This window comes from Nonomuraea sp. NPDC049400, assembly GCF_044466425.1.
In the GTDB taxonomy this organism is placed as follows: Bacteria; Actinomycetota; Actinomycetes; order Streptosporangiales; family Streptosporangiaceae; genus Nonomuraea.
The window spans coordinates 1-13,979 of the sequence record NZ_JBITMP010000062.1 but is presented as its reverse complement, the minus strand read 5'-3'; the positions used below and the strand labels follow the sequence as shown (position 1 = coordinate 13,979).

The window sequence follows — 13,979 nt, the reverse complement described above, 5'->3', positions numbered from 1 at the left end:
ATCCGCCTGGTCGGCCGCTACGCGACTCCGGCACGTTATCCGGTACATCACTCGAGCCGGAACAGCGCTCACCGCCGGGCGGCCGGCATGAGCTCGGCGCCGAAGGTCGCCGCCCTGCGCGGCGGGTACATCACCCTCGCCGAGGCCGCCGACGCCTTCCTCACCACCTTGCGCACGGCCAATCCCAACACCCACCGCGCCTACGCCTCGGCCATCGACCGCGCCGCCATCGCCTCCTGGCTGTCCTGGTGCCACGCCAAGAAGCACTGGGCCGCCCCGTCGGTCCCGGCTGACGCCGAACGCCGCAAGGAGAGCGCCGACGAGACCCGCGCGGTCGCGAAAACCATCATCCACTGGCTGCTGTCGCGCCGCGACATCCCCCTGCGAGAGCGGGCGCTGTGGCGGATGCTTTATGAGACCGCCGCCCGGGCCTCCGAGATCCTGGCGCTGAACGTCGAGGACCTCGACCTGGAGCACCGCCGCGCCCCCGTCCGGTCCAAAGGTGGCGTCGTCGAGTGGGTGTACTGGGACAGTGGCACCGCCCACCTGCTGCCTCGCCTGCTCCGGCTGCCTGACGGCACCTCACGTACCCAAGGCCCGTTGTTCCTCTCCGAACAGCGCCCCGTCCCGGCCCGCCGCCCGGCCGCCGCCGATATCTGCCCGCGCACCGGCCGCGCCCGCCTCGGCTACGACCGCGCTCGCGTCCTGCTGGAGAAGTACGCCGGGCTCGACCTGCACCAGCTGCGCCACAGCGCCGCCACCCACCTCGGCGAAGCCGAAGTGCCGCTGCAACTCATCATGGGCAAGACCAGACGCAAGAACCCCCCGCACCGCCATGCGCTACGTCAAACCCGGCGCCGAAGCCATCGCCAAGGTCACCGAGGTCCTGGCACCCCGCCGTGCCCACTGATCAGCGACTTCTCCTAGCGAGCCGAGGACACTGCCCCTTTCTCTCCTACTTGGTCTAGCCCCCTACCTGCGATGGGTGCGTCCCCCGCTGGGATGAGGGCAGGAAACGTTTCGAGGGAGGAGCCGCCATGCGAGTCACAGTCGAGGACATCATGACCACCGAGGTCGCCTCGGTCAACGGCAGCACCCCGTTCAAGGACATCGCTGAAGTGCTCATCGCTCACGGCGTCAGCGCCGTGCCAGTGGTCGACGCTGAGAACCATGTGCTTGGTGTGGTGTCCGAGGCGGACCTGCTGTGCAAGGAGGAGTTCCGCGAAGCGTACTACGCCGAGTGCTACAAGCCGCCGCTGCGTGCCCGGCTGCGCCACCGCCTGTCCGCGGAAGGAGCCGACGTCCGGCGCAAGGCCGCCGGGAACACGGCCGCGCAGATGATGACCGCACCTGCCGTGACCGTGCCCGCCACCGCCTCAGCCGTGATGGCCGCCCGCCGGATGGACAAGCATGGCGTCAAACGCCTGATCGTCGTCGCTGAGGACGGCACGCTGCAGGGCGTCGTCAGCCGGCGCGACCTGCTCAAAGCGTTCGTGCGCGCCGACGCCGACATCGCCCATGAGCTCCGCGAGGACGTGCTGAAGCGTTCGCTACTGGTGGAGACCGCGGACGTCAGCGTCGAGGTGCATCAGGGGGTCGTGACGCTGAGCGGCTGCATGGAGCGCCGCAGCCGAGCGCTGCTCGCCGTACGGCTGATCGCACGCGTCGACGGAGTGGTCGATGTGATCGACAAACTCCAGTGGAAACACGACGATACATAGGGCACATGATGACAAGCGGGAGAAGCGGCGCAGGAACTGGGCCACGTTCCTGGTCCCGGCATCGTCGGTATCGGCGGTGGTGCTCAGTCACGCGCATCTGGACCACTGCGGTTACCTACCCGCGCTCGTGCGGCAGGGCTTCGGCGGCACGGTCCACACCACGCCGCACACCGCGTGAGCGGTGGCTGTGATGGCGCATGAGCTTCTCGGTGCCGCCTGGGTGCTCGGTTGCCCGCTCGACCGGTGGGTGCGGCTCGCGCTCATCACGCAGGTGACGTTCCACGCAAGCTGGCCGATCCACCCGGGCGGGGTGGCTGAGCCTGCGCCACCGGGCAGCCGAGACGACCAGCCTCATCACCCTCGGCAACATGTGCCGCCTACAGCTACATCCTGCTAGTCACCGCCGTCCTCGCTCTGCTGCCGCCCAAGCGACGGGGTGTCTGCTACAAGGCAGTCGGCGCCTGACGCCGTGTACGTGGCCGCTCGCGCGTTCGGGAGCCGCCAGGCTCGCGGACAAGCCGGATCAGACGGGTAGTGGCCTGCCACGCCTGCCGTCCGGCCTTGCCGACCGGGACCTTCGTCCCTGGGCTCCCGGTTCATTTCCTGCAAAAACAGGTAGGCGAGACGATGCGGCGCCTCGGCCGACCGGAGGACCGCGGATCAAGGAGGAAGACGTGGTGATCCCCACACGCTCCGGACTGTCGTCTGCGGAGGCGACGGTCCGCCTGGAGCGGGATGGGCCCAACCTGCTCCCGCAGAAGCCGCCCGTCCCACTGTGGCGACGGGTGGCCACCCAGCTTCGCGATCCACTGATCATTGTCCTGCTCGTGGCGGCGGCGTTGACCATCGCCACGGGCGACTGGACCAACATGGCCGTGATCATGCTCGTGATCGTCGTCAACACCTCTGTCGGAGTCGCCCAGGAGGTCCGCGCCGACCGGTCAATCACAGCATTGTCGCAGCTCACGGCCCCGGTGGCGCGCGTGATCCGCGACGGTTCCCAGACGGAGGTTCCGGCGGCCGAGGTCGTCGTGGGAGACCTGCTGATCCTGGCAGAGGGCGACATCATCGTGGCCGATGCCACGGTGGTGGAGTCGGCGGTATTGCTGGTCGACGAGTCGTCGTTGACCGGAGAGTCGGTGCCGGTGGACAAGGCCGACGATGATCCGGTCTCCTCGGGCACCGTCGTGGTCCGGGGGCGTGGCCGGGCAGTGGTCACCGCTGTGGGGGCGGCGACCACGAGCGGCCGGATCGCGTCCATGATGGTCAAGGGCGCTGGGCTGACGCCGTTGCAGCGGCGCCTGGTGGGTGTCGGCCGCCTGCTGGCCGGCGTCGCGGTGGCGCTGTCCGCGCTGGTGCTGGCGCTGGGGTTGGTCCGCGGACAACCTGTCGAGTTGATGGTGGTGACCGCGATCAGCCTGGTGGTCGCGGCCGTCCCCGAGTCGCTGCCCGCAGTCGTGACCTTGAGCCTGGCATTGGGAGCTCGCCGGATGGCGACGCGCAACGCGCTCGTCCGCAGATTGCCCGCTGTGGAGACTCTCGGCGCGGTGACTGTACTCGCCACCGACAAGACCGGGACCCTCACCGAGGGTCGCATGGTCGCCCAGCGCCTCTGGACTCCCACGGGAGAGGCCATGATCACCGGCTCCGGATACGCGCCTGACGGCGAGGTCCTGCGCGACGACTCCCTCGACGGCACGAGCCTCACCGATCTGCTGGCGGCGACCGCGCTCTGCAATGACGCCGGGTTGTCGCCACCCCAGGACCCCGGCGGGGAGTGGACGGCACTGGGTGATCCGACCGAGGCGGCCCTGCTCGTCGCCGCCGCCAAGCTCAGCCTGGACCGCAAGCACCTGCAAGAGCGTTTCCCGCGGGTGGCCGAACGGCCTTTCGACAGCGAACGCAAGCGGATGAGCACCGTGCATCTTCTTCCCGGCGGACACGGACGGGTGATCTGCAAGGGTGCGCCCGACGTGCTGCTCCACCCGCCTGTCCTGGCCGACGATCCGGCGCTGCTGGCGCGCGCCACCGAGCGCGCCGAGCAACTGGCCCGGGCAGGTTACCGAGTCCTGGCGGTCGCGAGCCGCGATCTGGCCACCGTTCCGGAAACAGCGCCGGAGAGCGGGTTGTCGTTGCTCGGGCTGGTCGCGATCCTGGACCCACCGCGTCCGGCCGCGAGCGTCGCGATCATCGCCTGCAAGCAGGCCGGCATCAGGCCGCTCCTCATCACCGGAGATCACCCGGGCACCGCTCGGGCCATCGCCACTGATCTGGGCATCATCGCTGCCGGTGATCCGATCGTGGACCTCCGGAATCCTGGGATGCCAGACCATGCGAAGATCAGCGTGTACGCCCGCGCCACGCCCGGGCAGAAGCTCGAGATCATCGAGGCCCTGCGCATTCACGGCGACACTCTGGCGATGACCGGGGACGGCGTCAACGACGGCCCGGCGCTTCGACGTGCCGACATCGGTGTCGCCATGGGCAAACGCGGCACCGAAGTCGCTCGCCAGGCGGCCGACCTCGTACTCGCCGACGACAACCTGGACACCGTCGTCGCAGCCGTCGAGGAGGGCCGCCGGGTCTACGCCAACATCCGCCGGTTCCTGGTCTACGGCCTGTCCGGTGGAGCAGCCGAGATCGCGGTGATGTTGCTGGGACCGTTCGCCGGCCTCACCCTCCCCCTGCTTCCCGCCCAGATCCTGTGGATCAACCTGCTCACGCATGGACTGCCCGGCGTGGCCCTCGGCAGCGAGCCCGCCGTACCGGGAGCCATGGCGAGCCCACCGCGGCCACCCAGCCAGAGCATCCTGGGCGCGGGGCTGTGGCAGCGCCTGATCCGGATCGCCCTCGTCCTCACCGCCGTCACCCTTGGCATCGCCATCTGGGCACACCAGACCGGCCGCCCCTGGCAGAGCATGGCCTTCTTCGCCTTGGGCGCCACCCAACTCGGCGTCGCGCTCGGCTCCCGTACCCGGCCAGGCACGCTGGCCAACCCCATGCTGCTGGTCGCCGTCGCCGGTGCGCTCGTCCTGCAGCTCGCCGGGCTGTACCTCCCACCGCTCCAGGAACTGCTCAGCACCGAGCCGCTGGCCTTGGGCGACCTGCTGATCGTCAGCGCATTGTCGGTTCTTGGCTACGCCGCCGTCCGCCTCGACCGGGTCCTGCACCCGTCCCGCCCGCCGCGGCCCACCTCCGGGCGGTCCGCCCATGTCCATTGATCAGACCACGGTGATCGACGGCAAGTGCGACCTCGTGGCACAGCCGACGTTCGCCGCTCCGTTATCCGGCGCCTAGGCTGATCCGCCAAGATGGCTGAGCCTGTCCTGGAACTCCTCGGTGAAGATCTCACCACAGGCATACAGCGCGACCAGACCACGCCGACGCCGTGGCCGTCGGGCCAGCGCCGTCGCCACGTGGGTCAGAGCGCCGGGATGCGGGCGATCGCCGACTCGGCCGAGCCACACCTATGGCGGAGACTCCCCAGTATCGCGCCCGGCCACAATGTGGAGGTGCGGCGCTGAATCAAGGCGGCGGGGTCACCGCCACCGGGCATCGGGCTTCGGCCAGCGCGGTCTGAGTGACCGGTCCCAGCAGAAGGCAAGGGGGTGAATCGTTTCCTCGCGTGCCGAGCACGAGAAGCGTCGCGTTCTTCGTCGCGTCGATCAACACCCGCTGCGGGGGCTCGGCCACGAATTCCGTCGTGACAGCAACCTCAGGGTGTCTGGAGGTCAGATGGGACGTCACTTCGTGGAATCGAACCTCTGCTCCCGTTCGGATCGTCTGGGAGTCGACGAACGGCTGCCTGTCCGGCCCTGCCAGTGGCCCGTAATCTCGCCAGCAACAGATGGCTGTCACGGCACCGCCGCGGAGCGCGGCCTCCTCCAAAGCGAGACCGAACGCCGCCAGGCTGGCGGGCGAGCCATCGACACCGACCACGATCCGTGTTCTGTCACCAGTCGGCATCGCGTCGGGCCGGACGACGATGACCGGCCCGACGCTGTGCGCGGGCACCTGGACGGCGGCCGATCCCACCTGTAGGTCTTCGAAGCCACCTTGCCCTCGCGAGCCGAGCACTGTCAGCTCGGCCTCGCGTGCAGCCTGCAGGAGTACTGTTGAGGCCGTCCCTCTCGCCAATCGCGGCCGGATGTCCACGTCAGGGGCCAGGCTCCGAGCACGGTGTACGCCCCCGTCCACCACATGGGCGGCGACCTTCTCGACCTGCGCCAGGACCTCCCGCTCCACAGGACGCAACGGATACGGCCACTGCCAGGCATGACACACCAGAACAGAGGACTCACGCAGCCGCGCCTCCTCGACCGCCCAGCACAACGCCAGCGTGCTCGCAGGTGACTCATCGTAACCGACCAGTATGGGCCGTCCCATCATGCCTCTCCCGTAGAAGGGTTCTCCCCTCTTTAGTCGCATGGGCTTTCCCCTGCCTACTAGATGAGACTCACGCGTGATGAAAGTCTTGGTCGTCTTCTGACAATTCCGGCCCTAATGGTGACAAGCCGCCGATCGCGTGCTTCGTGCCCGGACGGGCAACGCGGTCAAGGGTGCACGCGGATGACGCTCATCGTCAGGCGAACCGAGACGAGCCAGTGGCGGCGGGTAGACGGCAGTCCCCCTCAAAGACGGAGAGGGTAAAAGCGGCCGAAAAAGCTGCAGTGGCCCCGGCGCCAGAACGGGATCTCCGCTCAGAGAGCCAGGACTGCTAGCCTGAACACCCCGGGTCGGCGGGTGCCTTGCTGTCGTCGTTCGCCGGCACAGTCTCTTGGCTCGGGAGACGACCTTTCAGCTGGGAGCCGCTCCGTCGCTCCCGCCCCGGTGGATCGGGACGCGGACTCGCTACGCCTTTACGCACTATCCTCAGCCGAGCCGGATGCCGCTCGTGCAAGCGCCGGCTGAACGCGGCGCGCGCCGAAGTTCCGTCGTCGCTGGGCTGCCTGCAGAGCCCCGACCTCGCGCCTGTGGGCGTGAGCCGTGGAAATGAGGTGCCGGGGGATACTCTGGGTGTCGGCTGGGCTCGTCTCGTCGAACAGGCGTGGTTGCTGCTGCTCAAGAAGCTGCCGAGGCGGGCCGCGAACTCGTCGGGTCAGCGGCTCGCTGGTTGGGTTGTGTGACGGCGTAGTGCCCAGCGGCGGAGCTCGTCGGTGCCCCAGACGATGAAGGGGAAGACCGCGATGATGGCGAGAACGTCGAGAGGCAGGGCGGCGGTGCCGAACAGGTGCTGTAGCGCGGGCAGGTAGATCAGGGCGGCGGTGAAGGCCAGCTCGAAGGCGATGCCGCCCAGCAGCAGCGGGTTGCTGGTAAGACCGACCTGGCGGAGGGAGGCGTGGTCGGTGCGGGCGGCGAAGGCGGTGCCGACCTGGCAGGTGACCAGTCCGGCGAAGGTGGCCGTGGTGGCGGTCAGGTAGGCGTGGTGGAGCGGATGGCCGGGGCCGGTAGGGTCGCCCGGATGCCAGCCGGCCCTCCACAGCACGTAGAAGAACGCCGCCATCACCAGCGCGGCGGAGACCAGGCCGAGATAACCCCAGGCACGGACGAGCATGGCCCGGGAGATGACCCCCTGGGACGCGGGCCGGGGCGGGCGGTTCATCAGGCCGGGTTCGGCGGGTTCACGGCCCAGCGCCAGCGCCGGGAGGGTCTCGGTGCCCAGGTCGATGGCCAAGATCTGCAGCACGGTCAGCGGCAAAGGTATCAGCCCGCCGCTGAGCGCGAAGATCAGGAACGGGACGACCTCGGGGACGGCGTGGGCGAAGATGTACAAGATGAACTTGCGCACGTTGTCATAGACGCGGCGGCCCGATTCGATCGCGGTGACGATGGTGGCGAAGTTGTCGTCGGTGAGCACCATGGTGGAGGCTTCCCGGGCCACGTCGGTGCCGGACCGGCCCATCGCCACGCCGATGTGTGCCTGGTGCAGGGCTGGGGCGTCGTTGACGCCGTCCCCGGTCATCGCCACGACCTGCCCGTGCGCGCGCAGCGCGTCAGCGATCTTCAGCTTCGTCTCCGGAGAGGACCGGGCGAACACGATCTCAGCATCGCCGGTCAGCAACTCGTCCAGGTGGCGGTCGGTGAGCCGCTCGGCTTCCGCGACCACGTGCTGGCGTGGGACACCGATACCGACCTGCGCCGCGACGGCGGCGGCGGTGGCGCCGTTGTCACCGGTCACGATGTGGACCCGCAGCCCAGCGGTGTGGCAGCGGCCCACCGCCTCTGCCACCTCCGGGCGCGGAGGGTCGTACAAGCCTGCCAGCCCGATCAGCCGCAGCCCGGTTTCGGCGTCCTCACGCCGTGCGGGTGGCGCGGCACCGGCGGGTATGTGGCGGGTGGCGATCGCCAGCACCCGTAGTCCGCCGCGGGCAAGCCGGTCGACGGCCGCCAGCACGCTCGCGCGCTCGTCCTCAGGCAGGGTACTGCGCGCGAGGACCGCTTCGGGCGCGCCCTTGACATTGATGCGCATGCCCTGCCCACCGGCAGGAGCGTCCCGGGTGATGGTCGACATCAGCCGCAGCCGAGGATCGAAACGGAACACCGCAACAAGCCGGGCGTCCCTGTCGGCCAGCCGGTGCGCGAGCCCGGAGGCGGCACCATCGGTCCCGGCGTTCACCTTCGCGCCGTCCGCGGCCTCGATCAGGGCGGTCTCGGTCGGGTCTCCCTGCAACCGGCCGTCCTCGTCGTAGGCGGCGGTGCTGCAGTCGGTCATCACCCGGACCAGCTCGCCGGGCAACGGCAGCCGGTCCCCATTTGTCACGACACCGGTTTCAGGGGTCCAGATCGCCTCCAGGTGCATCCGGTTCTGGGTAAGAGTGCCCGTCTTGTCGGTGCAGATCACGTTCGTGGACCCCAAAGTCTCCACCGCACTCAGCCGTTTGACGACCGCCCCCTGACGGGCCAGGACCCGCACGCCGATCGCCAGCGCCAGGGTGATAGTAGGCAGCAACCCTTCAGGGACGTTGGCGACCAGCAACCCGATCGCGAACATCAGCGCGTCCCTCAGCGGCAGCCCCACCCACATGCCCACCAGCAGGAACACCGCGCCGATGCCGATGGCGACCGCGGCGATCAGCCACGCAACCTTTTTGACCTGGATCTCCAGCGGACTGGGCTGGCGGCGGGTGCGCTGGCTGAGCGCGGCGATGCGGCCCAATTCGGTATGCCCGCCGGTGGCGAACACGATCCCGGTGGCCTGCCCACCGACACAGGTCGTGCCGGAAAACACCAGGTTCGGCTCACTCAGCAACGCCACCCCCTCCCGGGCCGGCCCGGCGACCCGTTCCACCGGCATCGACTCCCCAGTCAGCATGGACAGGTCCACCTCCACCGCCCCGTCAACCAGCCGGGCGTCAGCGGGCACCTTGTCGCCCTCCTCCAGCACCACGAGATCGCCCGGCACCAACTGGCCGACCTCCACCGACTGGCGCCGGGCATCGCGGATCACCTTGGCGCGCTCGGGCAGATACGCCGCCAAAGCCTCCACCGCCCGCTCGGCCTGACGCTCCTGCAACAGCGCGAACGCCGCATTCACCACGATCACCGCCAGGATCGCCCAGCCCAGCACCGGCATGCCCGCCACGAACGCCAGCGCACCCGCCGCCCACAACAACAACGCCAGCGGGTGAGCCAGCTGACGCGTCAACTCGCCGGCCAGCGACGTGCGCTCGCGCCGCCGCACCTGATTGAGGCCGTACACCGCCAACCGCCGGGCCGCCTCCCGCCCCGACAAACCACCAGGCCCGGTCCCCAATTCCTTACGCAACAGCGGCAACGGTTCACGCGGATCAGCAACTCCACCAGTGAACTGGCCGGCAACCCGCGCCGCTGACTCGACGGACGGACGATCCCCCATACCCATCCACACTGCCCACCATCAGTTGTCACTAGCCAGCGGCCGTCGCGGGCGCGTGCTGATTCAAGCGGTAGCGTCTCCACACCGACTGAAGCGTCGGCGGCGGCGGCGACCCGTGCCCGCCGGCGTTCTTGACGTGCTCCCCTCCCGCTGGCGGTCGCCAATCGGTAGGACACACGGCCGAAAACCCGACGCCCGACACGATTCCGCCGCACCAGTCACCTACATCCCGACGGCACGCTGAGAGGTCGTCCTTGTCGAAGGTCCCCCGGATCGCCTGGCCACGGCATCCTCGACCAGGGGCCCACTCCGTCAACGCGATGGCCTGCAATTTCCACTCGACCGTGCCGCCGATCCGCACCACCCCCGTCGATTTCCGCAGGCACGCCGTCGTCACACCTGACCCCGGCGAGGTACAGGTGGAAACACGCGGGGTCAGGCTCAGCGCCTCGGCCGATCCAGCGGTGGCCCGTCCGTGCACCGCACAGGCGAACATCGACGTCAGCGGGCGGCTCATCCGCGCCCAAGGAGTCGCCGAGTCGATACACCAAGCCATCCGCCTGCTCGGCGACCGGCTCCGAGTCCGGCTGCGCCGCACCGGCCGGGACTGGGAGGACCTGCGCGGGCGACGTCCAGAGGACGCCGACCACGAGTGGCGGCATGCCAGCCCGCACCGTCGCCCGCTGCCCTACTTCCCCCGGCCCGTCGGCAAGCGCGAAGTCGTCCGGCACAAGGCCTACGAGCTGGCCTGGGCCACGCCCGGCGAGGCAGCCTTCGACATGGAGCAACTCGACTACGACTTCCACCTGTTCACCGAGGCGGAGATCGGCCAGGACAGCGTCATCTACCACAGCCGGGACGGTTACCGACTGGCGCAGGTCGAACCCGCGCCTTACCGGCTGGGCCCGGTGTCGATCCCACTCACAGTCAGCTCCGCTCCAGCACCCGTCCTCTCTGTCAGCGAAGCAGTGGAATGTCTAGAGGCCACCGGTATGCCGTTCATCTTCTTCGCCGACGCCAGTACCGGCGGGGCAGCCTCCTCTATCACCGTTACGACGGCCACTACGGCCTCATCACTCCCAGCAGGTGATCAGCCGGGTCTCCTCGACGCTGGTCACGCCTGCTGTCGGAAGGTCTGCCGACTGCGGAGATCGGCCACGAACTCGGCACTGCGCACCCCGATGCACGAGCAGAGGCATGACCGGACCTTTCAAAAGTCACCCTGCTACTTGGCCACGCTGACCCGTTCGCCCAGGTAGAGGATCTCTACGAACGGATGGAGCAGCTGATCCAGTCGACCCTCGGCGGCCCGATGGAAGATGTGGGCACCGATGGCCGACCTGACCGAGACCGACGATGCCTTCGTCGCCGACATCGATCTGCCGGGCGTGAAGAAGGACGACATCGACGTGGAGATGAGCGACCGGGAGCTGGTGGTGACCGCCGAGATCAAGGAGAAAGAAACGGCCGGCCGATCGCACCGCCACATGCGCAGCACCGGCCGCTTCGAGCAGCGCGTACTCCTGCCCGGCGAGGTCAACCCCGAACAGGTATCGGCCACGTTGTCCGACGGCGTGCTCACGGTGACCGTACCGAAGGCCGAGAAGGCCAGGCCACATCACGTCGAGGTCAGAACCGCCTGACCTCTGCATGTCCCCTTCGCGTGAGTGGCTTTACCTCGAACGTTCGGCTCAGATGGCCGCGCCGCCAGGGCCGTCGTCGCCAGGGCCGGAATCCTCCGCCGCGTGGCGTGCTGAGTCACTACGTTGTGCGTACGACCCTGCGGCATCAGCCCTGGGCACGGCGATGTCCGGCTCAGTTGCCTGCAGGATGACGTTGGCGACCAGTCCTGGTGCGTCGTTCATCGGTACGTGCCCGCACCCGGGCAGCCAGATCAGCCGCGCCTGCGGGAGGACGGCCGTGGCCCGCTGTGCCTGCCGCGGTAGCAGGATCCGGTCTGCGGTTCCCCAGACGATCGTGATGGGAACGCCGGGTATCTGCCCGCTGAACAGGCCGTGTGTTCGCCCTGCCCGTAGTGTGGCGTCGAACCCGACGGACTCGCGCAGCGAGCGCAGGCACATCGTGACCGCCCCTGGCGGGCATGCGGTGGGGTCTGCGTACAGCATGCCTGCCAAGATCGCGCGTCCGGCGGCGGTTGCGGACAGCCACTCTGCAGCGCCGTCCGGCACAGTCAGGGAGATGCGCTGCGCCGTGGCCAGCACGGCGAAAGCGTACCTGCGTTCGGCTTCGTTCCAGAAGCCGGCTGGAGTCAGCGCGGTCACGCTCCGGACCAGGCCCGCCTGTCCCTGCCCCAGCGCGACCAACCCGCCGAGGGAGTGGCCTGCCACGTGCGGGCGCTCGATGCCCAGCGCTGTGAACGCGGCGCCCAGCACCTTCGCCGTGGTCGGCAGATCCTGTCTCAGGCCCGCCGGTCAATCAGGAGACAGTCCGAAACCCGGCAGATCGATCGCGATCACCTCGCGCCTGCCACGCAGGTACGGGACTACGGCGTCCCATGTGCGCCGGCTCAATCCCATACCGTGCACCAGCAGTAGCGGCTCCCCGGCCCCGGAACGCTCATAAGCCAGCGTAACCGTAGGCAGGCCCGCGGCGCGCGCTTCCACGAATGACACCAGATCCGGCAGGGGCGTTACATCTACACCAGCGATGCGATACCCGTTTGGGGCATTCGGCTCCATCGAAGTCGCCCAGCCACCGATCCTCATCGCCGTCCGCACACCCACACGCAGCACGTGGCCGCCACGATCGATGGCGGCCATCACCGAAGACACCGCCGCCATGGGCAACACCTCCTGACAGGCGCATACTCCGCATCTGCCAGACAGGACGTCGCATGCGCCTCCCTCTCCATAACGGCCCGAGAGGTCCAACCGATTCCATCACCGACACGCGCTACCACGGTGGTCTTCACCTCCGTGTCGACGCGGAGGCGGGCGAAGTCAAGGCCGACGAGGCGCTGGTGTGCCTCCGGCGCGCCTGGACTCTTCGAGTAACCCTGGCGCACTGGAGACTATGGCCGAACTCGGGAACGACCGATTTACCTCTCACCTCACCCGGACCACGCCCCGGGTTGAACGGCCCGGCGACCTCCGATATCTACCCATACGACCAATCCGAGACGGGATTAATGGGCAGTAACAACGCGAAGGGGGAGGTTTGGAGCCCGTCAGCTCAACCGGGTACGGGTGCCATCCAAGGAGATATGCGATGCGAGTCAAGGTTCAGGACGTGATGACCCGTCAGGTCGTATCGGTGAACGGCGGCGCCTCGTTCAAGGACGTGGCCGAGGTCTTGATCGCTCATGACGTCAGTGCAGTCCCCGTGGTCGACGGCGAAGAGCATGTCCTCGGCGTCATCTCGGAGGCGGACCTGCTACGCAAAGAAGAGTTCAAGGAGCAGTACTACAGGGAGGGCTACCAGCCACCGTTGCGTGCCAGATTGCGCCGATGCCTGAGCAAGGAGGGCCCGAAGACCAGGAACCGGGCCCGCACCGACACCGCGGCCGACCTGATGACCACCCCTGCGGTGACGATCGGCCCCTACGCCTCGGTCGTGTCGGCGATGCGGCTCATGGCCGAGCACGGCGTCAAGCGGTTGCCAGTCGTCGCCAAGAAGGGCCGTTTGGAGGGCATCGTCAGCCGGCGCGATCTGATGCAGGTGTTCCTGCGCTCCGATGCCGACATCGCCCGTGAGGTGTGCGAGGACATCCTGGCCCACTCGCTGTGGGCTGAGACCTCCGACGTGCGGGCCACAGTGGACCAGGGCGTCGTGACGCTGGCCGGACTCATGCAGCGGCGCAGCGACGCCCGGATCGCCGTCTGCATGGTCGAGCGAGTGAACGGGGTGGTCGATGTGATCGACCACATCACTTGGAGGCAGGACGACACTCCGATCTGGAAGCGCAGGTGACGGGACCCCTCTGAGGCTGCCTCCACAGGGTTTCGGAGCTGGTGCACTAATGCGGCGTCTCCCCTGAGCTTCGCGGCCTGCTGGGGTCGATGTGCATGGCGCGGCGAGCAAATGATCTTTCCAGCCTTTGAGCCCGGTACCGGTCCAGTCGCCGTGGGCTCGTTTGACCTCACGCTGTAGGCCGACCAGCTGAAGGGTGCCGCCGCCGTCACGGCTGTCATCAGGCATCACCGCCGACTTTGACCGTCACCGGACTGTCCCCGGGCCAGGCGCGATCCCATGGCCACCCTTCGCAACCCATCCCTGGTCGCGAGGATGAACCTGCCCGTATGGACTCGCCCGCAGAATCGCTCACCTCTGTGGTCAGAGGCGGAGTCTCAATGAGAGGATTCCATCCTGTTTTCCCAGGTAGAAGGGGATGGCCTGGCGCAGTTGGGCGTGATCTCTGCTGGTGAATGGCAGGGATCATGGTT

General features: G+C 68.4%; 9 protein-coding genes and 1 pseudogene. 6 read left to right on the top strand and 4 right to left on the bottom strand.

The window, feature by feature from the left end:
* The first annotated feature begins 87 nt into the window (after positions 1-87).
* Positions 88-927: a tyrosine-type recombinase/integrase gene (locus tag ACIBVN_RS51865; RefSeq protein WP_397148823.1), complete on the top strand. Its 840-nt coding sequence runs from the start codon at positions 88-90 to the stop codon at positions 925-927.
* A 110-nt stretch (positions 928-1,037) separates the two neighbouring features.
* Positions 1,038-1,721, top strand: coding sequence for a CBS domain-containing protein (locus ACIBVN_RS51860; RefSeq protein ID WP_397148821.1), 684 nt, complete (start codon positions 1,038-1,040; stop codon positions 1,719-1,721).
* A 115-nt stretch (positions 1,722-1,836) separates the two neighbouring features.
* Here the strand turns inward: ACIBVN_RS51860 and ACIBVN_RS51855 are convergent, their stop codons facing one another.
* Positions 1,837-2,079 (bottom strand): hypothetical protein, encoded by a 243-nt coding sequence (locus ACIBVN_RS51855; protein ID WP_397148911.1) that lies wholly within the window; start codon positions 2,077-2,079, stop codon positions 1,837-1,839.
* Positions 2,080-2,395: 316 nt separating this feature from the next.
* On the opposite strand from ACIBVN_RS51855, the gene ACIBVN_RS51850 reads away from it, so the two are divergent.
* Positions 2,396-4,942 carry a cation-translocating P-type ATPase gene (locus ACIBVN_RS51850; RefSeq protein WP_397148819.1) on the top strand — a complete coding sequence of 849 codons (2,547 nt, stop codon included), beginning with the start codon at positions 2,396-2,398 and terminating at the stop codon, positions 4,940-4,942.
* Positions 4,943-5,246: 304 nt separating this feature from the next.
* Here the strand turns inward: ACIBVN_RS51850 and ACIBVN_RS51845 are convergent, their stop codons facing one another.
* Together ACIBVN_RS51845 and ACIBVN_RS51840 are read right to left on the bottom strand one after the other, a co-directional pair.
* The gene (locus tag ACIBVN_RS51845; protein ID WP_397148817.1) at positions 5,247-6,110 is read right to left on the bottom strand and encodes a universal stress protein; all 864 of its coding nucleotides are present in this window, start codon (positions 6,108-6,110) and stop codon (positions 5,247-5,249) included.
* Between the two features lie 709 nt (positions 6,111-6,819).
* Positions 6,820-9,486 carry a cation-translocating P-type ATPase gene (locus tag ACIBVN_RS51840; RefSeq protein WP_397148815.1) on the bottom strand — a complete coding sequence of 889 codons (2,667 nt, stop codon included), beginning with the start codon at positions 9,484-9,486 and terminating at the stop codon, positions 6,820-6,822.
* Positions 9,487-9,896: 410 nt separating this feature from the next.
* Between ACIBVN_RS51840 and ACIBVN_RS51835 the strand changes: the two genes are divergently transcribed.
* Both ACIBVN_RS51835 and ACIBVN_RS51830 read left to right on the top strand, forming a co-directional pair.
* The gene (locus ACIBVN_RS51835) at positions 9,897-10,835 is read left to right on the top strand and encodes a sigma 54 modulation/S30EA ribosomal C-terminal domain-containing protein (RefSeq protein ID WP_397148813.1); all 939 of its coding nucleotides are present in this window, start codon (positions 9,897-9,899) and stop codon (positions 10,833-10,835) included.
* 72 nt (positions 10,836-10,907) lie between these two features.
* Entirely contained in the window at positions 10,908-11,219 is a 312-nt protein-coding gene (locus tag ACIBVN_RS51830) for an Hsp20/alpha crystallin family protein (protein ID WP_397148811.1), read from the top strand.
* Between the two features lie 48 nt (positions 11,220-11,267).
* Here ACIBVN_RS51830 and ACIBVN_RS51825 read toward each other — a convergent pair.
* Positions 11,268-12,275: pseudogene (locus ACIBVN_RS51825) on the bottom strand (alpha/beta fold hydrolase).
* Between the two features lie 529 nt (positions 12,276-12,804).
* Here ACIBVN_RS51825 and ACIBVN_RS51820 point away from each other — a divergent pair.
* Positions 12,805-13,506, top strand: a complete 702-nt coding sequence (locus tag ACIBVN_RS51820; protein ID WP_349456493.1) for a CBS domain-containing protein — start codon at positions 12,805-12,807, stop codon at positions 13,504-13,506.
* Positions 13,507-13,979 lie beyond the last annotated feature (473 nt).